This window comes from Pantoea sp. NGS-ED-1003 (assembly GCF_000738765.1).
In the GTDB taxonomy this organism is placed as follows: domain Bacteria; phylum Pseudomonadota; class Gammaproteobacteria; order Enterobacterales; family Enterobacteriaceae; genus Pantoea; species Pantoea septica.
Genome location: NZ_JPQA01000005.1, coordinates 208,101 through 229,478, shown reverse-complemented (window position 1 = coordinate 229,478; position 21,378 = coordinate 208,101). Strand labels below are relative to the sequence as shown.

Genomic DNA, 21,378 nt, shown 5'->3' with positions numbered 1-21,378 from the left:
AAAGGCGGGCGGATTTTTCCGCCCGTCTGCGTGTAGTGATGGAGCCTGGCCATGTCCGAAACCTTGAAAAAAGGCGATTTTATCTCTCTTGCGCCCGTGCCGGTGACGGTAGCGGGCATCGCCATTATCGCGACGCGCTGCCTGAGCGTGCTGATGCTGGCGAACGAGCTGGGTCTGGAGGAGATCGCGAACTTCGTGCACCGCAGCGCGCAGGCCTGGGACTCCACGCTTATCTTTATCGCCAGTCAGCTGATCTTTTTCTATGAGCTGCGCTGCGCCTTTCTGCTGCTGCGCGGCAGCAATCGCGGCCGCTGGGGCTTCGCCGCCACTCAGCTGGTGGTGCTGCTCTATATGCTGCTGGCCTCTACCGGCGGTATCTATCCGGAGATTTTCAGCATCAGCGGCGCGAACAACGCGCAAATCATTCACCATACGCTGATGCAAAAGCTGCCCGACCTGCTGGTGCTCGGCCTGCTGTTCGTGCCGGCCGCCAGCCGCGCATTTTTCCGTAAGCGGTGATACAATCGCGCTCCGCCCGACCCCCTTGAATGACACAGGCCTTACCCCATGCAATGCGCGCTTTATGACGCCGACCGCTGCCGCTCATGCCAGTGGCTGGAAAAACCCTATTCGCAGCAGCTCAGCGACAAGCAGTCGCGGCTGAAGTCGCTGCTGGCGCAGCAGCCGGTGGCGCAGTGGCTGCCGCCGGTCACCTCGGCGCAGCAGGCGTTTCGCAATAAGGCGAAGATGGTGGTCAGCGGCAGCGTGGAGCGCCCGGTGCTGGGCATGGTGCAGCGCGACGGCAGCGCGGTGGATCTCTGCGCCTGTCCGCTCTATCCAGACAGCTTCGCGCCGGTTTTCGCCGCGCTGAAGCCCTTTATCGCCTGCGCGGGCTTAACCCCCTATAACGTGGCGCGCAGGCGCGGCGAGCTGAAGTTCCTGTTGCTTACCGAAAGCACTCAGGGCGGCATGATGCTGCGCTTTGTGCTGCGCTCCAGAGAGAAGCTGGACCAGCTGCGCGCCGCGCTGCCCTGGCTGCAGCAGCAGCTGCCGCAGCTCAAGATAATCTCCGCGAATATACAGCCGGTGCACATGGCGATTCTGGAAGGGGATGAGGAGATTGCGCTGACGCCGTCGCAGTCGCTGGCGGAAAATTTCAATCAGGTGCCGCTCTGGATCCGTCCGCAAAGCTTTTTCCAGACCAACCCGCAGGTCGCCGCCGCGCTTTACGCCGCCGCGCGCGACTGGGTCGGCGAGCTGCGCATCGGCAGCATGTGGGATCTTTTCTGCGGCGTCGGCGGCTTCGGCCTGCACTGCGCCACGCCGCAGATGCAGCTGACCGGCATTGAGATCAGCGCCGAAGCGATCGCCTGCGCGCAGCGGTCGGCCGAGATGCTGGGGCTGGAAAAGGTGAGTTTCGCCGCGCTGGATTCCACCGCCTTCGCCACCGGGCGGGACGCGGTGCCCGATCTGGTGCTGGTCAACCCGCCGCGGCGCGGCATCGGCGCCGCGCTGTGCGACTATCTCAGCCGCATGGCGCCGGATAACATTCTCTACTCAAGCTGTAATCCAGAGAGCATGGCGCAGGATATCGCGCGACTGGCGGATTATCGCGTGACGCGCGTGCAGCTGTTCGACATGTTTCCGCATACCGCGCACTTCGAAGTGCTCTGCCTGCTGACGCGCTATAGCGCGGAAGAGGGTGGGCCAGCGTCCTGAGCCTCAGAGCCAGGAACGATGCAGAACCGATCGGACGCCCGTCCGCCAGCCCATAATAGCGTCTTACTCAGGGAACCATTTCTGATTGAGCTGCTGAAGGACGCCGTTGCTCTTCAGCGTCGCCAGCGCGGCGTTTAGCCTGTCGCGCAGCGCGTCGTTGCCTTTACGCACCGCGATGCCCAGACCGGTGCCGAAGTAAGCCTTATCCGTCACGTGCTCGCCGACCGGCGCTAAATCGCCGTTGGTCTTCAGCCACTGATTCACCACTGCCGTATCGCCGAATACGCCGTCAAGACGGCCATTTTTCATATCGAGAATGGCGTTTTGATAGCTGTCGTAGGCGACGGTAGCGATCTCAGGATGCTTCTCCTGCAGATATTTCTGGTGCGTGGTGCCGTTTTCGACCCCGATACGCTTGCCCTTGAGCGAAGCGAAATCGCTGAACTTGCCTTTGCGCGCGATGACGATGGCGGAGTTGGCGTAGTAGGGCTGGGTGAAATCGACCTGCTTGCTGCGATCGTCGGTGATATCCATGCCGGAGATCACCGCGTCAAAGCGGCGAAACTTCAGCGAAGGGATCAGGCTGTCGAAGGCGTTATTGGTAAAAGTGCACTCCGCCTGCATTTGCTGGCAGAGCGCTTTAGCCAGATCGATATCGTAGCCTACGATCTGATTATCGCGATCCAGCGATTCAAACGGAGGATAGGTGGCGGAAGAGGCGAAGCGGAGGGTATCCGCCGCGTGGGCGCTCAGGGTCAGCGTCGCCAGCGCGGCGGCAAGGATCCATTTTTTCATCGTATTACTCCTGAAAACCATGCCAGAGGCGGAATGGTTGACACGATGCCAGTAAATGAATCTTTATGCAATATTTGTGAGTAAAAAATGAAAAAGGCGAGCATTGCTCGCCTGGATATTAACTTCTGCGCTCAAAGGCGAGCGCGCGCCGCTCGATCAGCCGCATCATCAGCGTCAGCAGGCCGTTTACCACCAGATAGACCAGCCCGGCGGCGGCAAACACCATCACGTCGTAGGTGCGGCCGTAAAGCAGCTGGCCGTGGCCCATCACTTCCATCAGCGTAATGGTGTAGGCGAGCGAGGTGCCTTTAAACACCAGCACCACCTCGTTGGAATAGGAGGAGAGGGCGCGCTTAAACGCATAGGGCAGCAGAATGCGCAGCGTATCTTTGCGGTTCATCCCGAGCGCGGCGCAGGACTGCCACTGACCTGAAGGGATGGCGCGCATCGCGCCGTAAAACAGCTGTGTGGTATAGGCGGCGCTGTTGAGCGACAGCGCCAGCATGGCGCACAGCCAGGGCTGCGACAGCAGATGCCACAGCCAGGGAACGCTCTGCAGGCTGGGAAACTGGCCGGGGCCGTAGTAAATCAGAAAGATCTGCACCAGCAGCGGCGTACCGGTAAACAGGGTGATATAGATCTTCACCAGCGGAGTAAGCAGCGGCGTTTTCAGCGACAGCACCACGGTGAAGAGCAGCGCCAGCACCAGCGCCACCAGCAGCGACGCCAGCGTGAGCGTCAGGCTGGTGTGCAGCCCTTTCAGAATTTCAGGCAGGTAGCTCAGCATCAGCTATTCCCTCGCTCGAAGCGGGTGGTGCGCAGCTCAATACGGCGCAGTACCGCCTGGCTCAGCAGCGTTATCACCAGATAGATAGCCGCGGCGATCAGAAACCAGGTAAAAGGCTCCTGCGTGCGGGTCGCAATGCTTTTGGTCTGCAGCATCAGATCGTTAACGCTGATCAGCGATACCAGCGCGGTATCCTTTAGCAGCACCAGCCACTGGTTGCCGAGTCCGGGCAGCGCGTGGCGCCACATCTGCGGCATGATCAGGCGCAGGAAGATGGCGGACCTCTTCATGCCCAGCGCCTGACCCGACTCCCACTGACCCTGCGGCACCGCCTTGAGCGCGCCGCGCAGGGTTTGCGAGGCGTAGGCAGAGTAGAGGATCGCCAGCGCAATCACGCCGCACAGAAACGGGCTGACGTCGAAGTTCTCGATCTGAACCTGCACCGGCAGCTGAAACAGGCCGAAATTGAGGGTAAAGCCGTCGGAAAGCACCAGCAGCAGCTGCGAGGCGCCAAAATAGATAAACAGCACCACCAGGATTTCCGGCAGGCCGCGGATCAGCGTCACCAGCGCCGTGCCGATCCACGCCAGCGGCTTAATGCGCAGCGATTCCCAGCCGGCGAAAATCATCGCCAGCACGAGGCCGGCGATCAGGGCGCACACAGCGAGGCCGACGGTCATGCCGGCGGCGCTGGCGAGAGGATAGAACTCACTCATGGTTAATTACTGCTGGAACCATTTGCTGTAGATGGTTTTATAGGTGCCGTCAGCCTTTACCTTCTCCAGCGCGGCGTCGAACTTCGCCTGCAGATCGGTATTGCCCTGGCGCACGGCGATGCCGAGACCGGTGCCGAAGTAGGCTTTGTCGGTGACTTTATCGCCGACCGCCGCCAGACTGGCGTTCTGCTTCAGCCATTCGTTGACCACCGCCGTGTCGCCGAAGACCGCGTCGATACGGCCGTTTTTCAGATCCAGCACCGCGTTCTGATAGCTGTCGTAGGGCACGGTGGTGATATCGGCATGCTGATCGTTGAGGTATTTCTGGTGCGTCGTGCCATTCTGCACGCCGACGCGCTTGCCTTTCAGCGCGGCCACGTCGGCCACTTTGCCTTTCTGCGCAATAAACAGCGCGGAGTTGTCGTAGTAAGGCTTGCTGAACAGCACCTGTTTTTCGCGCTCGGGCGTAATGTCCATACCGGCCATCACCGCGTCGAAACGGCGGAACTTCAGGCTCGGGATCAGGCTGTCGAACGCCTGGTTGGTGAAGGTGCAGGTCGCGTTCATCTCTTTGCAGAGCGCGTTCGCCAGGTCGACGTCGAAGCCCTGAATCTTGTTGCTGGAATCGACGAACTCAAACGGCGGATAGGAGGCCTCCGTGGCGAAGCGAATAGTCTGCGCCGCATACGCGCTCAGGCTCAGACCAGCAAGCAGTGCAGCAAGTACGATTTTTTTCATTGAGAGCTTCCTGACTTAATGCGAAAGATAATGTGCAAACGCCTCGGTTTGCGGCTGTGTAAATCGGCTGGCGTCGCCCTGTTCCACGATATGGCCGTTCTCCATATAGACCACGCGGCTGGCGGTTTTACGGGCGACTTCCACTTCGTGCGTCACGATGACCTGGGTAATGTGCGTCTGGGCGAGTTCGCGAATAATGCTGACGATCTGCGCGGTGATTTCCGGATCGAGCGCGGCGGTCGGCTCGTCGAACAGCAGCACCTGCGGCTCCATCATCAGAGCGCGGGCAATGGCGACGCGCTGCTGCTGGCCGCCGGAGAGGTGCAGCGGGAAACGATCGGCATAGGGCGTAAGACGCAGGCGCTCCAGCAGCTTGTCGGCGCGCGCGCGCGCCTCCGCTTTGCTGAGGCCCAGCACGCGGCACGGCGCTTCGATCAGGTTCTGCACCACGGTAAGATGCGGCCAGAGGTTATATTGCTGGAAAACCATGCCAACATTCTGACGCAGCTCGCGGATGGCGGCGTCGGACGGCGTCTTGCTGAAGTCGAAATGGTTGCCGGCGATTTTCAGGCTGCCCGAGCGTGGCTGCTCCAGCAGGTTAAGCACGCGCAGGAGTGAGCTTTTCCCCGCGCCGCTTGGGCCGAGCAGCACCAGCGTTTCGCCTTGCGGGCAATCCAGATTGATGTCAAACAGCGCCTGATGGGCGCCGTAAAAGCAGTTAATCCCGTTTAGTTGAATACTCATGCGCAAATTTTGAATAGCCATTAGTGCCGCGAATCTTAACCGCACCAGAATAGTTATGCAAATGAAGTGGGTTAAAATTTATTAAACTGCAGCGAAACAGGTAAAGGGTAGCACAATATCGCGCCATTTAGCGGCAGGGGGCGCAGGCGATAAGAGACGCGCCGCAAAAGAGCGGCGCGCCGGGGGAGAGATTATTTTTTCGCCTGCTCCAGCGTCTGGCTCAGGGTGCCGCCGCCCGGATGCGCCCAGTCGGCGACGTAGCGCACGTCATCCACCACCCAGCAGGTGCCTTCGCGGATCATCAGCACCTCATCCTGCCAGCTTTTGCCGTCGCGGCTCAGCTCGACGCGCAGCGGAATATTGCGCGCGTCGCGGTTCGGAATGGTAGAGCTGTCCGCCACGCTGGCGGCGGTCGGGCCCTGCGCCAGGCTGGAGAAGAGATCGCCGCTGCGCCACTGCGCTGTGGCGTTGCCGCCCTGGGTATTCGCCTGCTGCAGCGCCTGATAGAGGCGGTCGCTCAGGTAGGGGCGGTATTTCGCCAGCTGCTCGCTGCCCGGCAGGCCTGGGGTCGGCTGCTGAATGCGCACATCGTAAAACTGCTGCGCGACGCTGTCTGGACCGCCGTCGACGCAGGGCGCGGTGCGAGGGCCGTTGTCCTTAATCACCGGCTCCACCGTGGTACAGGCGGAGAGCAGCAGTGCGGCCGGAAGCAGCAGCGCAAAGGCTTTGTTTCTCATCTCGATTTCCTTATTGTTCTCTGGCAAAGCGCTATTTTTAGCATAGAGTATAGCCGTGCTTTTTAGTTGAAAGAGCCTTGTCCCCTATTTCATATCAGGAGAGAGCGATGAAATTTTCCACCACGCCTACGCTGGAAGGACACAGCATCAGCGACTACTGCGGCGTCGTCACCGGCGAAGCGATCCTTGGCGCTAACATTTTCCGCGACTTTTTCGCCGGCATCCGCGACGTGGTCGGCGGCCGTTCCGGCGCCTATGAGAAAGAGCTGCGCAAGGCGCGCGAAATCGCCTTCGAGGAGCTGGAAGCGCAGGCGAAGGCGCTGGGCGCCAGTGCGGTGGTCGGCATCGATATCGATTACGAAACCGTTGGCAAAGACGGCAGCATGCTGATGGTCAGCGTAAGCGGCACGGCGGTGAAGCTCCGTTGAGGCTGCTGCTGGCCGCGCTGGCGCTGCTGCTGGCAGGCTGTCAGAGCGGACTGGAATCGCGGCAGGGCTACTGGGTCGACACGCAGCATCCGGCTTATGGCGCCAGGCCGCGCATTAAAGCGATCGTTATTCACTATACCGCCGAAGATTTTCCCTCTTCGCTGGCGACCCTGACCGATCGCGACGTCAGCGCCCACTACCTTATTCCTCGTCAGCCGCCGCAGCGCGCCGGAAAGCACATTATCTGGCAGCTGGTGCCGGAGCCGCAGCTTGCCTGGCACGCCGGACCGAGCTTCTGGCGCGGCGCGACGCGCCTCAACGACACCTCAATCGGTATCGAGCTGGTGAACCGCGGCTATACGCGCACCCTGACCGGGCGCGACTGGCAGCCTTTTACCGAGGCGCAGATCGCGGCGCTGACGCTGCTGTTGAAGGATATCGCCCGGCGCTACGCCATCGCGCCGCAGAATATCGTCGGCCATAGCGATGTCGCGCCGCAGCGCAAGCAGGATCCCGGTCCGCTGTTTCCGTGGGATCGGCTGGCGCGGCAGGGGATCGGCGCCTGGCCGGAGGCGACGCGCGTGCAGCACTATTTAGCGGGCAGGGCGGCGCAGACGCCGGTCGCGATGGAGACGCTGCTGGCGGCGCTGTCGCGCTACGGCTACGACGTGAGCGGCGCCGCTACGCCACGTCAGCAGCAGCGGCTGATCGCGGCGTTCCAGATGCATTTTCGTCCGGCAGACTATCGCGGCTTGCCGGACGCGGAGACCCTGGCGATTGCCGAGGCGCTGCTGGAGAGATACGGCGATTAACGCTGCAGAAAGGCTTTCCAGTGCGCCAGCAGCTGCTCCAGCGCATGGCGGTCGACGTCCAGATGGGTAACGATGCGCGTCACCGGCCCGACGCTTAACAGCACGTCGCGCGCGGCGAACCAGTTTTTCAGCGGCGCGATCTGCTCGGCGGGCACGCGCACGAACAGCATATTGGTCTGCTGATCCACCACCTCGACGCCCGCCTGCTGCAGCTGCTGGCCGAGCCACGCGGCGTTGTCGTGATCCTCTTTCAGCCGCGTCACGTTGTGCTGCAGCGCATAGAGACCGGCCGCCGCCAGGATGCCTGCCTGACGCATACCGCCGCCCGCCATTTTGCGCCAGCGGCGCGCGCGCTCGATGTAGGCCTCATCGCCGCACAGCAGCGATCCCACCGGCGTACCCAGTCCTTTCGACAGGCAGATAGTCAGCGTGTCGCAGTAGCGCGCAATCGCCTCTAGCGTGACGTTTTGCGCCACCACCGCGTTAAAGATGCGCGCGCCGTCGATATGCAGCGCCAGCTTGCGCTCGCGGCTAAACTCCCAGGCGCGGGCGAGATAGTCGAGCGGCAGCACCTTGCCGTGATGGGTGTTCTCCAGGCTGAGCAGGCGGGTGCGCGCAAAGTGGATATCGTCCGGCTTGATGGCGGCGGCCACTAACTCCAGCGGCAGCGTGCCGTCTTCGGCAGCCAGGATCGGCTGCGGCTGAATGCTGCCCAGCACTGCCGCGCCGCCCGCTTCATATTTATAGTTATGCGCCTGCTGGCCCACGATATATTCGTCGCCGCGCTCGCAGTGGCTCAGCAGCGCCACCAGATTGGCCTGGGTGCCGGTCGGGAAGAATAGCGCGGCCGCTTTGCCGCTGAGCCGCGCGGCTTCCGCCTCCAGCGCATTGACGGTGGGATCGTCGCGATAGACGTCGTCGCCGGTTTCGGCGGCCATCATCGCCTGCAACATCGCGGCGCTCGGCCGGGTTACGGTATCACTGCGTAAATCGATCACGTTGCTCTCCTGAGAAAAGAAAAGCGGGCGTAAACGCCCGTTAAGAATGCCAACAGGTGCCGAAGCGGGTGGCATGGGCCGATCGCAAAGTCGCTCAAGGCATCCATGCGCGCTCGGCCCGCGACATCCCTGACGCGGGACGCTTTGCTCTTCTGCCCATGCCACCCGCTTCTCAGGCTTTGAGCACGCTGAAAGAAACATCAGCGCCCAGCGTCGTCTTTCTCTTTTACCGCAGCCAGTTGGTTTTCGCCAGCTCCACCACTTCGTCGCCGCGACCGTTCAGAATTGCGCGCAGCATATAGAGGCTAAAACCTTTCGCCTGCTCCATCTTGATCTGCGGCGGCATCGCCAGCTCCTCTTTGGCGGTGATGACATCCACCAGCACCGGACCGGGATGCGCGAACGCCTGCTCCAGCGCGCCGTTAAGCTCGGACGCCTTCTCCACGCGCAGCCCTTTAATGCCGCACGCCTCGGCGATGGCGGCGAAGTCAGGATTATCCAGCTCGGTGCCGTCGGTGAGGTAGCCGCCCGCCTTCATCTCCATGGCGACAAAGCCCAGCACGCTGTTATTGAAGATCACCAGCTTCACCGGCAGCTTGAGCTGCGCCAGAGTAATAAAGTCGCCCATCAGCATGCTGAACCCACCGTCGCCGCACAGCGCCACTACCTGACGATCGCGGTTCAGCGCCTGGGCGCCGAGCGCCTGTGGCATAGCGTTCGCCATTGAACCGTGATTGAAAGAGCCGAGCAGGCGGCGACGGCCGTTCATTTTCAAATAGCGCGCCGCCCAGACGGTGGGCGTGCCGACGTCGCAGGTGAAAATCGCGTCGTCGCTGGCGTAGTGGCTGATCTGCTGCGCCAGATACTGCGGATGGATCGCCTGCTTGTCGTTGGCGTTAGCCAACTCGTCCAGCCCTTTGCGCGCGTCGGCGTAGTGTTCCAGCGCGCTGTCGAGATGATGACGGTCGGTTTTCTTCTCCAGCCGCGGCAGCAGCGCCTGCAGCGTCGGCTTCACCGCGCCGACGTACGCCTGATCGAGATGGCAGTGCGCCCCGAGGCTGCCGGGATTGATATCGAGCTGAATGATTTTCGCGTGTTCGGGATAGAAAGCGCGGTAGGGGAATTTGGTGCCGAGCAGCACTAGCGTATCGGCGTTCATCATGGCGTGATACCCCGATGAGAAGCCGATTAGCCCGGTCATGCCGACATCATAAGGGTTATCGTACTCAAGATGCTCTTTGCCGCGCAGCGCATGAACGATCGGCGCCTTCAGCGTCTCCGCCAGCCGCACCACTTCGTTATGGGCGCCGGCGCAGCCGCTGCCGCACAGCAGCGTGATATTGCTGGCCTCGTTCAGGGTTTGCGCCAGCAGCGCCAGCTCGCTCTCCTGCGGCAGAACCTGCGGCAACAGCGGCGGATACCAGGCGGTCGACGCGCTCTCCGGCGCGGGCTTCAGCGCCACGTCGCCCGGCAGCACCACTACCGACACGCCGCGATTAAGGATCGCCTCGCGCATCGCGATGCCCAGCACCTGCGGCAACTGCTCGGGGCTGGAGACCAGTTCGCAGTAGTGGCTGCACTCGCGGAACAGCTCCTGCGGATGCGTCTCCTGAAAATAGCCGCTGCCGATCTCGCTGGAGGGAATATGGGCGGCGATCGCCAGCACCGGCACGCGGTTGCGGTGGCAGTCGAACAGGCCGTTGATCAAATGCAGGTTGCCCGGCCCGCAGGAGCCGGCGCAGACCGCCAGCTCGCCGCTGACGTGCGCTTCCGCGCCGGCGGCGAAGGCGGCGACCTCTTCGTGTCGCGTCGGCATCCACTCAATGGTGCCCATGCGGTTCAGGCTGTCGCTCAGCCCGTTCAGGGAGTCCCCGGTCACTCCCCAAATACGTTTGACGCCGGCGTTTTCCAGCGTTTTCGCGATCAGCGCCGCAACGGTCTGTTTCATCGTACTCTCCTCTGGCTGCAAGCCATCTTCCCGATGGCGGACAAAAAGAGAAGACTAGACGAGGTTTCGCGCGCGCAGCCGTGAAAAAGTGCGCTGCGCGTTACGCGGAGAAAAAGGCGATGAGCAGCGGCGCCAGCAAACTCATCACAAAGCCGTGCACGATAGCGGCCGGCACGATTTCATTGCCGCCCGCGCGCTGCAGCACCGGCAGAGTAAAATCCATCGCCGTCGCGCCGCACAGTCCGAGCGCGCTGGAGCGGTGCCGGGCGATCAGCGCCGGGATCAGCATGATGGCGGTCAGCTCGCGCACCAGGTCGTTGAAAAAGGCGGCGCTGCCGATCACCGGCCCGAACGCTTCGGTCATCAGGATGCCGGAAAGGGAATACCAGCCGAAACCGCTGGCCAGCGCCAGGCCGGTTTTCAGCGGCAAACCCAGCAGCGCGGCGGCGATGGCGCCGCCCAGCAGGGCGCTCAGCAGCACTACCACTGACACCAGCATGCCGCGTCGATTCAGCAGAATCTGGCGCAGCGTCATGCCGCTGCCGCGCAGCTGCACCCCGACGAGGAACAGCAGAAAGATCAGCGCATATTCGCTGGCGGTGGACGCGTGGCGCAGAAAAGCGAGCTGCGTCAGCCCCGCCAGAAAGCCCACTACCACCACGCCGCACAGCGTCAGCGAATCGAGCGCCATGCGCAGGCGCGACGGCAGCGCTTCCTGCCTGTGCTGGTGCTGCCAGGGACGCTTTTTTTCCAGCAGGCGCAGCGCCAGCAGGTTGCACAGCAAGATCGCCAGCGCGCTGACCAGCGCAATATGAAAAACGCTCAGCAGGTTGCGGCTGAGATTATCGAGAAAGGCGAGGCTGATGCCCATAAAGAAGAGAATGATATAGACCATCCAGCCCAGCAGACGATTCACCAGACGTAAAAAAGCGGGCTGACGCAGCGGCAACAGCCAGCCCGCCACCAGCGGCAGCAGAATAATAAGAAGCCCAGAATACATAACGGATGCGTTTCCTTGCAGAGAGTGCGGACACGCTAGCGAAAAAGCCTGATAGAGTAAACCCTTGTATTACAGCGGCATGGCTGAACCTGAGGAGAGAGCGTCATGATTCTGGAACATATCGAGATTACCGGCTTTCGCGGCATTAATCATTTGTCGCTGCCGCTCACCCAGACAACCCTGCTGATCGGCGAAAACGCCTGGGGCAAATCGAGTTTGCTGGACGCCCTGAGCCTGCTGCTTGCGCCGCAGGAGACTCCTTATCAGTTTACCCGGCACGATTTCCACTTCACGCCCGGCAACCGCGAGACGCCGATGCGGCGGCTGCAAATCGTGTTTCATTTTCGCGACGACGGCAGCGAACAGTCGGCGCTGTTTTCGCCATTCTGGCAGCGCGACGCACAGGGCGCGCGCTGGCTCTACTTCAGTACCCGCGCCAGGCTGCGCGAAACCGAGGTCACCGCCTCGCGCCGTTTTCTGCGCGCTGACGGCCAGGCGCTGCCGTCGGCGAGCAGCGAAGAGGCGATAAGCCAGCTGGCGCGGCTGCATCCGGTACTGCGCCTGCGCGATGCGCGCTTTAGCCGACGCACGTGGCACGACAGCAGCGACGGACAGGCGCGAAGCGCTGAAATGAGCGCGCTGGCGGCAGATATCGGCAGCCTGACGCGCCAGCTGGCGTCGCAGCCCCATCAGCTCAGCGATGAAACGCTGCGGCAGGGCGTCGCCACCATGCAGCAGCTGATGGAGCACTATTTTCTGGTGCTGCAGCCCGCTGCGGACGGCGCGCGGCGCAGCGACCCGCAAAACCGCGACGGCGCGCACGGCTGGCGCGCGCTCGATCGCCTTAATCAGCTGATCGGCGAAACCGATTCACGCAGTCAGCAGATCGTGCTGCTGCGTATGTTCGTTCTGCTGGCGCAGGCGCGCGGCGCGGCGGGGCTCTCGCCCGATGCTCGCCCGCTGCTGCTGATAGAAGATCCGGAGACCCGGCTGCATCCGATTATGCTGTCGGTGACCTGGAATCTGCTCGATCTTATCCCGCTGCAAAAAATCGCCACCACCAACTCTGGCGAGCTGCTGTCGCTGACGCCGGTGGAAAATGTCTGTCGGCTGGTGCGCGAACCGACGCGCGTCGCCGCCTGGCGCATCGGCCCGCAGGGGTTGAGCGCCGAAGAGAGCCGCCGTATCGGCTTTCATATTCGCGTCAACCGACCGTCGGCGCTGTTCGCCCGCTGCTGGCTGCTGGTGGAGGGCGAAACCGAGGTATGGATCATCAACGAGCTGGCGCGCCAGTGCGGCTACCACTTCGCGGCGGAAGGGGTGAAGGTCATCGAATTCGCGCAGGCGGGCCTGAAGCCGCTGCTGAAGTTCGCCGCGCGCATGGGTATCGCCTGGCACGTGCTGACCGACGGCGACGACGCCGGCAATAAATATGCCGCCACGGCGCGCAGTCAGCTGGCGCCGCACGATGAGCGCGACCACTACCTGACGCAGCTGCCGGCGCTCGATATGGAGCACTATCTGTTCGGCGCAGGCTTTAAAGCGGTTTATCTGCAGATGGCGCATCTGCCGTTAAATGCGGCGATGAGCCCCAGGCGTATTATTACCAAAGCGCTTCAGCACGCCTCCAAGCCGGAGCTGGCCATCGCCGTCGCAACCGCCGCCGCCGAGCGCGGAGAACAGGCGATGCCGCCGCTGATGCGCCAGATGTTTTCGCGGGTGATGTGGCTGGCGCGCGGCAAAGCGGATTAACCGCACGTGCGCAATAAAATAAAATGCCAGCGACACGGCTGGCATTTTTTGGGGGAGCGTTCAGAATGGGGTGATAGCAGTTCAGGCGTGCTGTACAACGTCCACCGGCACGATCAGACTGGCATGATTGCCTTTCGGGCCCTGATGAACATCAAACTGAACTTGTTGCCCGGCTTTTAATGTTCTGTAGCCATCCATCTGAATCGTAGAGTAGTGCGCGAAGATATCTTCTCCGCCACCGATCGGACAGATAAAGCCGAAGCCCTTGGCGTTATTGAACCATTTAACAGTACCCGTCTCCATGCTTTTACTTCCCTCGCAAGACATTTTGATAATCAGGTGAGTAAATTAAAGCTGGGGTCGAGTTTGTTTAAAACTCAATCAGCTTGTGTCTGTAGAATGTAGAGAAAGGGCCCCTGGCGTCAAGCAAACCACCGGAGAGCGCAGGGATAAAATCATCAAAATTTGAGACAGTTAACGCTATTGCGAATTTTGTGATACAGGTCGCGCGCGGGTTTTTCCGCAAAAAATCGCTGCGGCGGAGGCGTGCTTGACAGGCGTGTTAAACTCTACGTATGGACAGATAATCGTCCGTATCGATGTGCAGAATTTCAACGGAACATTATGGCAAATACTAACGACTGGCTTAACTTTGAACACCTGGCCGAAGACAAAGCGAAAGAGGGACTGCAGCCGCCCTCTATGTATAAAGTCATCCTGAATAATGACGATTATACGCCTATGGAATTTGTTATTGACGTTCTGCAAAAGTTCTTTTCTTATGATGTTGAACGTGCAACGCAACTGATGCTGAAAGTTCACTACCACGGAAAGGCGATCTGCGGTGTCTTTACCGCCGAAGTGGCGGAGACCAAAGTCGCTATGGTGAACAAGTACGCGCGGGAGAATCAGCATCCATTGCTGTGTACGCTGGAAAAAGCCTGAACTCGCCCTCATATAGTGAGGGTGAGGTTGTCAGAGCGATAATTGGGGGAGGTGCCTATGCTCAATCAAGAACTGGAACTCAGTTTAAACATGGCTTTCGCCAGAGCGCGTGAGCACCGTCATGAGTTTATGACCGTCGAGCATTTGTTGCTGGCTCTGCTCAGCAACCCGTCGGCCAGAGAGGCACTGGAAGCCTGTACCGTCGATATTGTCGCGCTGCGGCAAGAACTCGAAGCTTTCATTGAACAAACCACACCGGTGCTGCCCGCCAGTGAAGCGGAGCGCGATACCCAACCCACGCTCAGCTTCCAGCGCGTTCTGCAGCGCGCGGTATTCCATGTCCAGTCATCGGGCCGCAGCGAAGTCGCAGGCGCGAATGTGCTGGTCGCCATCTTTAGCGAGCAGGAGTCGCAGGCGGCCTATCTGCTGCGCAAACATGAAGTCAGCCGCCTTGATGTGGTGAACTTCATTTCTCACGGTACGCGTAAAGACGAACCCGGTCAGGCGCCGCACAGTGAGAATCCGGTCAACGAAGAGCAAGCAGGCGGGGAGGATCGTATGGAAAACTTCACCACCAATCTCAATCAGCTTGCTCGCGTCGGCGGAATCGATCCGCTGATTGGTCGCGACAAAGAGCTGGAGCGTACCGTTCAGGTGCTGTGCCGCCGCCGTAAAAACAACCCGCTGCTGGTGGGCGAGTCGGGCGTCGGTAAAACCGCCATCGCGGAAGGCCTGGCCTGGCGCATCGTGCAGGGCAACGTGCCGGAAGTGATGAAGGACTGCACCATCTACTCGCTCGATATCGGTTCGCTGCTGGCGGGCACGAAGTATCGCGGCGACTTTGAGAAGCGCTTCAAAGCCTTGCTGAAACAGCTGGAGCAGGATAACAGCAGCATTCTGTTTATCGATGAGATCCATACCATCATCGGCGCAGGCGCGGCTTCCGGCGGCCAGGTGGATGCGGCTAACCTGATTAAGCCGCTGCTCTCCAGCGGGAAAATCCGCGTGATGGGATCAACCACCTATCAGGAGTTCAGCAACATCTTCGAAAAAGATCGCGCACTGGCGCGTCGCTTCCAGAAGATCGATATCACTGAGCCGACGCTGGACGAAACCGTGCAGATCCTGAACGGTCTGAAGCCGAAATATGAAGCGCACCACGACGTGCGTTACACCGCGAAAGCGGTGCGCGCCGCGGTTGAGCTGGCGGTGAAATATATTAACGACCGCCATCTGCCGGACAAAGCGATCGACGTAATCGACGAAGCGGGCGCGCGGGCGCGTCTGATGCCGGCCAGCAAGCGCAAGAAGACCATCAACGTCTCCGATATCGAGACCGTGGTGGCGCGTATCGCGCGCATCCCTGAGAAGAGCGTTTCAGCAACCGACCGCGACACGCTGAAAAATCTCGGCGATCGCCTGAAAATGCTGGTGTTCGGCCAGGATAACGCCATTGAAGCCCTGACCGAAGCGATCAAAATGAGCCGCGCCGGACTGGGCCAGGATCGCAAACCTGTCGGCTCCTTCCTGTTCGCCGGTCCGACCGGGGTCGGGAAAACCGAGGTTACGGTTCAGCTGGCGAAGGCGCTTGGCATCGAGCTGCTGCGTTTCGATATGTCCGAGTATATGGAACGTCATACGGTGAGCCGCCTGATTGGCGCGCCTCCGGGCTATGTCGGCTTCGATCAGGGCGGCCTGCTGACCGATGCGGTGATTAAACATCCGCATGCGGTGGTGCTGCTCGACGAAATCGAGAAAGCGCATCCGGACGTCTTCAACCTGCTGCTGCAGGTAATGGACAACGGCATGCTGACGGACAACAACGGCCGTAAAGCGGACTTCCGCAACGTGGTGCTGGTGATGACCACCAACGCGGGCGTACGTGAAACCGAGCGTAAATCGATTGGTCTGATCCATCAGGACAACAGCACCGACGCGATGGAAGAGATCAAAAAGATCTTTACGCCGGAGTTCCGCAACCGTCTCGACAATATTATCTGGTTCCGTCACCTGTCACCGGAAGTGATTCATCAGGTCGTGGACAAGTTTATTGTCGAACTGCAGGCGCAGCTGGATGCGAAGGGCGTCTCGCTGGAGGTCAGCGACGAAGCGCGCGACTGGCTGGCGGAGAAAGGCTACGACAAGGCGATGGGCGCGCGTCCGATGGCGCGTACGGTGCAGGAAAACCTCAAAAAACCGCTGGCCAACGAATTGCTGTTCGGCTCGCTGGTGGATGGCGGATCGGTCTCGGTGGCGCTCGACAAAGAGAAGAACCAGCTGACCTACCACTTCCTCAGCGCGGAAAAACGCAAAACGGAAGGCACGGTTCACTAAGCGCCGTACGACAGAAATAGAAAAGGCCAGATGCGAATCTGGCCTTTTTTTTCACCGCCGTTCAGGCGGCGAAAGCGAAACGAAGCCGCTTAGCGACTACGGAAGACAATGCGGCCTTTGCTCAGGTCGTACGGGGTCAGCTCAACAGTCACTTTGTCGCCCGTCAGGATGCGGATATAGTTTTTGCGCATTTTACCGGAGATATGAGCGGTAACCACGTGACCGTTCTCGAGTTCTACACGGAACATGGTGTTAGGTAACGTATCAAGTACGGTACCTTGCATTTCAATATTGTCTTCTTTGGCCATCGAATCCTCTGGGTGGACTAGCTTTCAGTGAACCGGCAAGATAATGCCGAATTCCACGATTTATGTAAAGAAACGTTGGCGGTAAGGCCAACGCTTCGCCGTGCTTCGCGCGAGGGCACGAGCATCTCGGTTAAATTCGGGTGTTTATGTGACGTCTGCGGGGGATTAACGGGCTAAGAATCTGCGTCAGTAGGCGGTAACACGCGCTCATCTGAAACAGTTCCGGGAGTGCGTTGTGATTCCCAGCCTGGCAATTCCGGCTCGCCGTTGCGAAGCGCGGACGACATACCAAACGCGACTATTATACCACTTTTGCGCCTGATTGTGTGCAAAACATCTGCGCAGCCTTAAAAAAGGGTCTGAGTACGCCAGCAGCCCGCGCTGACGGGCTGCCAGGCAAGGGTCTGAACATACTGCAAATAGTCGACGCGCGGGATCTCACGCGCGCCCAGCGACGCGGTGTGCGGATTCAAAACCTGACAATCCACCAGCCTGCCCTGATGTTTCATGAAATGCTGGCAAAATACCCAGAGTGCGGTTTTCGAGGCGTTCTCGCTGCGGCTGAACATCGACTCGCCGCAGAAAATCTGCCCGAGCGCGAGGCCGTACATGCCGCCGACCAGCTGCTGATCCTGCCAGACTTCCACAGAGTGCGCATGACCCAGCTCATAGAGACGCTGCCAGGCGCGCTTTACCTCGAAGGTAATCCAGGTACCTTCCTGACGACCGGCAGCGCAGCCTTCCACCACCTCGAAAAAGGCGTGATTCATGGTGACGCGGTATGGCGAGCGGCGATGAAACCGCGCCATGCTGCGGCTGAGATGAAAAGATTCCGGCACGAGCACCGCGCGCGGATCGGGCGACCACCACAAAATCGGATCGCCCGGCGAAAACCAGGGGAAAATGCCGCGCTGATAGGCGCTGAGCAGACGGGCAGGGGAGAGATCGCCGCCCATCGCCAGCAGGCCATTCGGCTCGCGCAGCGCCATCTCCGGCGGAGGAAAATGAAGGGATTCCCGTGACAGTTGCACCAGTCTCATCGCATCGTTACTCGTCGCTTTTTCGCTAAGACTATAGCGCAAAGCGCTGCTGGAAATGCCAGTAGCGCCCCTCTTTTGAGATTAATTCGTGATGCGCGCCCTGTTCGACAATCTGGCCATTTTCCATCACGCAGATGCGATCCAGCCTCTCCAGCCCGCTCAGGCGATGCGTCACCATAATCAGGGTTTTGCCGGCGGTGACCTGCAGCAGCAGCGCTAAAATTTGCTGTTCGGTAGCGGCGTCGAGCCCTTCGGTGGGCTCGTCCAGCAGCCAGAGATCGCCGTCGTGCAATAGCGCGCGCGCAATCGCCAGGCGACGCAGTTCGCCGCCCGACAGCGGACGGCCTCCTTCGCCGAGCCAGGCGTTAAGACCCTCTTCGCTCTCCAGCAGCCGCGTCAGTCCGCTCTGCCGCAGCGCCTCGCTGAGCTGCGCATCGCTGGCGTCGGGACGCGCCACGCGCAGGTTCTCGCGCAGCGTCTGGTTGAACAGATGCACGCGCTGCGTCACCACGCTGATGCGCTGACGCAGCGATTTTTCATCCCAGCTGCGCAGCGCGATCTCCTGCAGCGTAATCGATCCCGTCTCCACGTCCCAGGCGCGCGTCAGCAGCGCCAGCAGGGTGGATTTACCGCAGCCGGTAGGGCCGAGCAGCGCCACGCGTTCGCCCGCCCGCACCTGCAGCGAAAATCCTTCCAGCACCGCTTCGGGGCGATGCGGATAGCGGAAGGTAACCTCGTCGATCGCCACTGAGAGGCTGCCCGCTGCGCTGCCCGCGCTGGCAGGAAAGCGGATGGCGGGCGTCTGACCGATAATGCCGGTGACCCGCTGTGCGGCGGCGATCACCTGCGCCAGCGGCAGAAAGGCGCCGGCGACCGGGCCCAGCGCTTCGAAGGCGGCCAGCGCGCAGAAGACCACCAGCGCGATAAGCGCGCCGGAGGAGGCGTCGTGCGTCAGGCTATCGGCGCTCATCCACAGCAGCAGCGTGACGGTCGCGCCGCTTATCAGCAGCAGCAGGCTTTGCGACAGCGCCTGCAGGCGCTGCTGCTGCCGCTGTGCTTTATGCCAGCGCGCCTCGTCGTGGTCGAGCTGCTCGCGCCAGCGATCGGAGAGGCCGTAGATCGCCAGTTCAGCCTGCCCGCTTAGCCAGTGCATCAGCCGCAGACGCCACTGCGCGCGCTGCTGCGCAATGGCGCGCCCGGCTGGCGAGCCCAGCCGATAAAACAGCGGCAGCAGCAGCAGCGTCGCCAGCATCACGCCGCCGAGGGTCAGCGCCAGCCGCACGTCCAGCAGGCTGATGCCCAGCGTCACCACCACAATCACCACGAAAGCGCCAGTCAGCGGCGCGATAACCCGCAGATAGAGATGGTCGAGCGTATCGACGTCGCCGACGAAGCGGTTAAGCAGATCTCCCTGGCGAAACGCTGCGAGCTGGCCCGGCGCCAGCGCGATAAGGCGGCTGAAGGTAAAGACGCGCAGGTGTTGCAGCACGCGGAAAGTAGCATCATGGCTGACCAGCCGCTCGAAATAGCGCGCGGCGGTGCGCGAGATCGCCGCGCCGCGAACGCCTGCAGCGGGCAGCATGTAGTTAAAACTGTAAAGCCCGGCGAGGCCCGCCAGCGAAGAGGCGGCGAGAAACCAGCCCGAAAGCGCCAGCAGACCGATGCTGGCGAGCAGCGTAACAATGGCAAGCAGCACGCCCAGCGACAGCCGCCAGGGGTGACGTAGAAACAGGCGCAGGAAAGGACGCAGGGCGGACATCAGTAAATCTCCTTCTGACGATGCGAAGCCATCTGACGAAACGGACCTGGTTCGGCGATCAGATCGCGCCACTGGCCCTGCTGCGTTAGCTGACCCTCCTGCATCACCCAGACCGCGTCCCACTGCTGCAGCGCATCGAGCTGGTGGGTGATCATCAGGGTGGTCTGCCGGCGTGACGCTTTATCGAGCGCCCGCATCACGTGCTGTTCGCTGCGACTGTCGAGGCTGGCGGCGGGCTCGTCCAGCAGCAGCAGGCGCGCTGGCTTATAGAGCGCGCGCGCCAGCGCGATGCGCTGCGCCTGGCCGACAGAAAGCCCTGCGCCGTCGTCGCCGATCGGCGTCAGCACGCCGGCGGAAAGTCGCGGTAAAAATTCGCTAACGCCACAGTCGGCGAGCAGAGCGTCCAGATCGACGTCGTCACGCCCGTTTCCCATCACGATATTCTCCTGCAGCGTCCCGGCGGGCAGCTGCGGGTTTTGCCCAAGCCAGGCGATCTGCCGCTGCCAGTAGGCGCGGCTCATTTCGCGCAGCTCAACGCCGTTGACGCGCAGCGATCCCTGGTAGGGCAGGAAGCCGAGCAGCACGTTCATCAGCACGGTTTTTCCAGCGCCGCTCTGGCCGACCAGCGCTACGCGCTCGCCGGCCGCAAGCGTAAAGCTGAGGGGGCCGCACAGCGTTTTGCCCGCTGGGCTCAGGGCTATCAAATCCTGAGCGACCATGGCGAGCGGCGCGTCGTCGGGCAGCGTCGCCGCGCCCTCGGCGGCGGCAGGTTGCGGACTTTCGCGCATAAAGCGCTCCAGAGCATCCGCGCCGCCGACCGCCTGCGCTTTGGCATGGTAAAACGCGCCGAGATCGCGCAGCGGCTGGAAGAATTCCGGCGCGAGGATCAGGGCGACGAAACCGGCAAACAGCGTGACGCCGCTTCCCCAGGCGCCGAAATGGAGTTCGCCGAGATAGGAAAAGCCGAAGTAAACCGCGACCACCGCAATCGCCAGCGACGCGAAAAACTCCAGTACGGCGGAGGAGAGAAAGGCGAGGCGCAGCACTTCCATGGTGCGCTGGCGAAAATCGGCGGTGGAGGCGGCGATAGCGGCGGTTTCCGCTTCAGCGCGATGAAACAGGCGCAGGGTCTCGCGTCCGCGCAGTCGGTCGAGGAAATCGCCGCTGAGGCGCGCCAGCGCGATAAAGTTGCGGCGGTTGGCGTCGGCCGCGCCCATGCCGACCAGCGCCATAAACAGCGGGATCAGCGGCGCGGTGCCCAGCAGAATCAAACCGGCCGCCCAGTTGAGCGGGAAAACGGTCAGCAGAATGCACAAGGGGATCAGCGCCGCCAGCGTCATCTGCGGCAGATAGCGCGCATAGTAGTCCTGCATCTCCTCGATCTGCTCCAGCAGCAGCGTCGCCCAGCTGCCCGCCGGTTTGCCGCGGATCCACGCCGGTCCGAGCGCGGAGAGGCGATCCAGCACCTGCTGACGCAGCGCCTGGCGAATCGCCTGGCCGGCGCGAAAGCCTGCGGCCTCGCGCGCATAGTTGAACAGGGCGCGCAGCGCAAAGCAGAGCAGCAAAAGGGCGAAGGGGAGAAGCAGATCGGCACGCGGCCGCTGTTCGACAATCAGCGCCTGCAGCAAAAAGGCGAGCAGCCAGGCCTGGGCAATAATCGCCAGCGCGCTCGCCAGTCCAAACAGCGAGGTCAACCGCAGCCAGCGGCCGCCGTAAGCGCGTTGCTGGCGCAGCCAGCGGGTCAGTTCCTGTTGCCGGGTTTTGTTCATGCGAGACCGTAGCGTTGTCGATATCCGGGAAAGGATAAGAAGGTAGCTC

Annotated in this window: 21 protein-coding genes; 7 read left to right on the top strand and 14 right to left on the bottom strand. The window is 61.4% G+C overall.

Translation table 11 applies throughout. The features are described from left to right. The first annotated feature begins 51 nt into the window (after positions 1 to 51). Together JS46_RS11990 and rlmC are read left to right on the top strand one after the other, a co-directional pair. On the top strand, positions 52 to 519 hold the full coding sequence (locus JS46_RS11990) for a YbjO family protein (protein WP_033751364.1): 468 nt from the start codon (positions 52 to 54) through the stop codon (positions 517 to 519). A gap of 48 nt (positions 520 to 567) precedes the next feature. Then, on the top strand, positions 568 to 1,719 hold the full coding sequence (gene rlmC, locus JS46_RS11985; RefSeq protein ID WP_033751362.1) for a 23S rRNA (uracil(747)-C(5))-methyltransferase RlmC: 1,152 nt from the start codon (positions 568 to 570) through the stop codon (positions 1,717 to 1,719). Positions 1,720 to 1,782: 63 nt separating this feature from the next. Here rlmC and JS46_RS11980 read toward each other — a convergent pair whose 3' ends face one another. From JS46_RS11980 to JS46_RS11955, 6 genes are all read right to left on the bottom strand, one after another. Beyond that, positions 1,783 to 2,514, bottom strand: coding sequence for an arginine ABC transporter substrate-binding protein (locus tag JS46_RS11980; protein WP_033751358.1), 732 nt, complete (start codon positions 2,512 to 2,514; stop codon positions 1,783 to 1,785). Positions 2,515 to 2,632: 118 nt separating this feature from the next. Continuing rightward, positions 2,633 to 3,301: an arginine ABC transporter permease ArtM gene (gene artM / locus JS46_RS11975; protein WP_033751357.1), complete on the bottom strand. Its 669-nt coding sequence runs from the start codon at positions 3,299 to 3,301 to the stop codon at positions 2,633 to 2,635. After that, entirely contained in the window at positions 3,301 to 4,017 is a 717-nt protein-coding gene (gene artQ, locus JS46_RS11970; RefSeq protein ID WP_033751355.1) for an arginine ABC transporter permease ArtQ, read from the bottom strand. Before artQ ends, artM begins: the two co-directional genes overlap by 1 nt. Before the next feature lie 6 nt (positions 4,018 to 4,023). Beyond that, positions 4,024 to 4,755: an arginine ABC transporter substrate-binding protein gene (gene artJ, locus JS46_RS11965; protein ID WP_033751352.1), complete on the bottom strand. Its 732-nt coding sequence runs from the start codon at positions 4,753 to 4,755 to the stop codon at positions 4,024 to 4,026. A 15-nt stretch (positions 4,756 to 4,770) separates the two neighbouring features. Next, positions 4,771 to 5,499: an arginine ABC transporter ATP-binding protein ArtP gene (gene artP / locus JS46_RS11960; protein WP_033751350.1), complete on the bottom strand. Its 729-nt coding sequence runs from the start codon at positions 5,497 to 5,499 to the stop codon at positions 4,771 to 4,773. Positions 5,500 to 5,690: 191 nt separating this feature from the next. Beyond that, entirely contained in the window at positions 5,691 to 6,236 is a 546-nt protein-coding gene (locus tag JS46_RS11955) for a lipoprotein (protein ID WP_033751348.1), read from the bottom strand. 107 nt (positions 6,237 to 6,343) lie between these two features. Here JS46_RS11955 and JS46_RS11950 point away from each other — a divergent pair, with 107 nt between their 5' ends. Continuing rightward, positions 6,344 to 6,664, top strand: coding sequence for a heavy metal-binding domain-containing protein (locus JS46_RS11950; protein ID WP_033751347.1), 321 nt, complete (start codon positions 6,344 to 6,346; stop codon positions 6,662 to 6,664). Next, a complete protein-coding gene (locus JS46_RS11945) occupies positions 6,661 to 7,476 on the top strand; it encodes an N-acetylmuramoyl-L-alanine amidase (protein ID WP_033751346.1) in 816 nt (271 codons plus the stop codon). The genes JS46_RS11950 and JS46_RS11945 overlap by 4 nt, the downstream gene beginning before the upstream one ends. On the opposite strand, the gene ltaE is transcribed toward JS46_RS11945, so the two are convergent. The 3 genes from ltaE to JS46_RS11930 all read right to left on the bottom strand — a co-directional run bounded on the left by ltaE (position 7,473) and on the right by JS46_RS11930 (position 11,422). Then, positions 7,473 to 8,474, bottom strand: coding sequence for a low-specificity L-threonine aldolase (gene ltaE / locus JS46_RS11940; RefSeq protein ID WP_033751337.1), 1,002 nt, complete (start codon positions 8,472 to 8,474; stop codon positions 7,473 to 7,475). The genes JS46_RS11945 and ltaE overlap by 4 nt on opposite strands. Before the next feature lie 226 nt (positions 8,475 to 8,700). Continuing rightward, complete coding sequence (gene poxB / locus JS46_RS11935; RefSeq protein ID WP_033751335.1) at positions 8,701 to 10,422, bottom strand: ubiquinone-dependent pyruvate dehydrogenase; 1,722 nt, start codon at positions 10,420 to 10,422, stop codon at positions 8,701 to 8,703. A gap of 100 nt (positions 10,423 to 10,522) precedes the next feature. After that, on the bottom strand, positions 10,523 to 11,422 hold the full coding sequence (locus JS46_RS11930) for a lysine exporter LysO family protein (protein WP_033751332.1): 900 nt from the start codon (positions 11,420 to 11,422) through the stop codon (positions 10,523 to 10,525). Between the two features lie 105 nt (positions 11,423 to 11,527). On the opposite strand from JS46_RS11930, the gene JS46_RS11925 reads away from it, so the two are divergent. Continuing rightward, positions 11,528 to 13,174 carry an ATP-dependent endonuclease gene (locus JS46_RS11925; RefSeq protein ID WP_033751328.1) on the top strand — a complete coding sequence of 549 codons (1,647 nt, stop codon included), beginning with the start codon at positions 11,528 to 11,530 and terminating at the stop codon, positions 13,172 to 13,174. A gap of 81 nt (positions 13,175 to 13,255) precedes the next feature. Here JS46_RS11925 and cspD read toward each other — a convergent pair whose 3' ends face one another. Further along, positions 13,256 to 13,477, bottom strand: coding sequence for a cold shock-like protein CspD (cspD, locus tag JS46_RS11920; RefSeq protein ID WP_033751327.1), 222 nt, complete (start codon positions 13,475 to 13,477; stop codon positions 13,256 to 13,258). Positions 13,478 to 13,798: 321 nt separating this feature from the next. Here cspD and clpS point away from each other — a divergent pair, with 321 nt between their 5' ends. After that, positions 13,799 to 14,119 (top strand): ATP-dependent Clp protease adapter ClpS, encoded by a 321-nt coding sequence (clpS, locus tag JS46_RS11915; RefSeq protein WP_033751321.1) that lies wholly within the window; start codon positions 13,799 to 13,801, stop codon positions 14,117 to 14,119. Between the two features lie 57 nt (positions 14,120 to 14,176). Continuing rightward, the gene (gene clpA, locus JS46_RS11910; RefSeq protein WP_033751318.1) at positions 14,177 to 16,453 is read left to right on the top strand and encodes an ATP-dependent Clp protease ATP-binding subunit ClpA; all 2,277 of its coding nucleotides are present in this window, start codon (positions 14,177 to 14,179) and stop codon (positions 16,451 to 16,453) included. Between the two features lie 89 nt (positions 16,454 to 16,542). Here the strand turns inward: clpA and infA are convergent, their stop codons facing one another. The 4 genes from infA to cydD all read right to left on the bottom strand — a co-directional run bounded on the left by infA (position 16,543) and on the right by cydD (position 21,329). Then, positions 16,543 to 16,761 carry a translation initiation factor IF-1 gene (gene infA / locus JS46_RS11905; RefSeq protein WP_002211347.1) on the bottom strand — a complete coding sequence of 73 codons (219 nt, stop codon included), beginning with the start codon at positions 16,759 to 16,761 and terminating at the stop codon, positions 16,543 to 16,545. Positions 16,762 to 17,108: 347 nt separating this feature from the next. Next, positions 17,109 to 17,801, bottom strand: a complete 693-nt coding sequence (gene aat / locus JS46_RS11900; RefSeq protein ID WP_033751930.1) for a leucyl/phenylalanyl-tRNA--protein transferase — start codon at positions 17,799 to 17,801, stop codon at positions 17,109 to 17,111. A gap of 31 nt (positions 17,802 to 17,832) precedes the next feature. Next, positions 17,833 to 19,560, bottom strand: coding sequence for a cysteine/glutathione ABC transporter ATP-binding protein/permease CydC (gene cydC / locus JS46_RS11895; protein ID WP_033751313.1), 1,728 nt, complete (start codon positions 19,558 to 19,560; stop codon positions 17,833 to 17,835). Next, positions 19,560 to 21,329 (bottom strand): cysteine/glutathione ABC transporter permease/ATP-binding protein CydD, encoded by a 1,770-nt coding sequence (cydD, locus tag JS46_RS11890; RefSeq protein ID WP_033751310.1) that lies wholly within the window; start codon positions 21,327 to 21,329, stop codon positions 19,560 to 19,562. The genes cydC and cydD overlap by 1 nt, the downstream gene beginning before the upstream one ends. Positions 21,330 to 21,378 lie beyond the last annotated feature (49 nt).

Bases quoted from the DNA above. Each gene is read 5' to 3' on its own strand.
- JS46_RS11990 (WP_033751364.1), top strand. From the start codon at position 52: ATGTCCGAAACCTTGAAAAAAGGCGATTTTATCTCTCTTGCGCCCGTG.
- rlmC (WP_033751362.1), top strand. From the start codon at position 568: ATGCAATGCGCGCTTTATGACGCCGACCGCTGCCGCTCATGCCAGTGG.
- JS46_RS11980 (WP_033751358.1), bottom strand. From the start codon at position 2,514: ATGAAAAAATGGATCCTTGCCGCCGCGCTGGCGACGCTGACCCTGAGC.
- artM (WP_033751357.1), bottom strand. From the start codon at position 3,301: ATGCTGAGCTACCTGCCTGAAATTCTGAAAGGGCTGCACACCAGCCTG.
- artQ (WP_033751355.1), bottom strand. From the start codon at position 4,017: ATGAGTGAGTTCTATCCTCTCGCCAGCGCCGCCGGCATGACCGTCGGC.
- artJ (WP_033751352.1), bottom strand. From the start codon at position 4,755: ATGAAAAAAATCGTACTTGCTGCACTGCTTGCTGGTCTGAGCCTGAGC.
- artP (WP_033751350.1), bottom strand. From the start codon at position 5,499: ATGAGTATTCAACTAAACGGGATTAACTGCTTTTACGGCGCCCATCAG.
- JS46_RS11955 (WP_033751348.1), bottom strand. From the start codon at position 6,236: ATGAGAAACAAAGCCTTTGCGCTGCTGCTTCCGGCCGCACTGCTGCTC.
- JS46_RS11950 (WP_033751347.1), top strand. From the start codon at position 6,344: ATGAAATTTTCCACCACGCCTACGCTGGAAGGACACAGCATCAGCGAC.
- poxB (WP_033751335.1), bottom strand. From the start codon at position 10,422: ATGAAACAGACCGTTGCGGCGCTGATCGCGAAAACGCTGGAAAACGCC.
- JS46_RS11930 (WP_033751332.1), bottom strand. From the start codon at position 11,422: ATGTATTCTGGGCTTCTTATTATTCTGCTGCCGCTGGTGGCGGGCTGG.
- JS46_RS11925 (WP_033751328.1), top strand. From the start codon at position 11,528: ATGATTCTGGAACATATCGAGATTACCGGCTTTCGCGGCATTAATCAT.
- cspD (WP_033751327.1), bottom strand. From the start codon at position 13,477: ATGGAGACGGGTACTGTTAAATGGTTCAATAACGCCAAGGGCTTCGGC.
- clpS (WP_033751321.1), top strand. From the start codon at position 13,799: ATGGCAAATACTAACGACTGGCTTAACTTTGAACACCTGGCCGAAGAC.
- clpA (WP_033751318.1), top strand. From the start codon at position 14,177: ATGCTCAATCAAGAACTGGAACTCAGTTTAAACATGGCTTTCGCCAGA.
- infA (WP_002211347.1), bottom strand. From the start codon at position 16,761: ATGGCCAAAGAAGACAATATTGAAATGCAAGGTACCGTACTTGATACG.
- aat (WP_033751930.1), bottom strand. From the start codon at position 17,801: ATGAGACTGGTGCAACTGTCACGGGAATCCCTTCATTTTCCTCCGCCG.
- cydC (WP_033751313.1), bottom strand. From the start codon at position 19,560: ATGTCCGCCCTGCGTCCTTTCCTGCGCCTGTTTCTACGTCACCCCTGG.
- cydD (WP_033751310.1), bottom strand. From the start codon at position 21,329: ATGAACAAAACCCGGCAACAGGAACTGACCCGCTGGCTGCGCCAGCAA.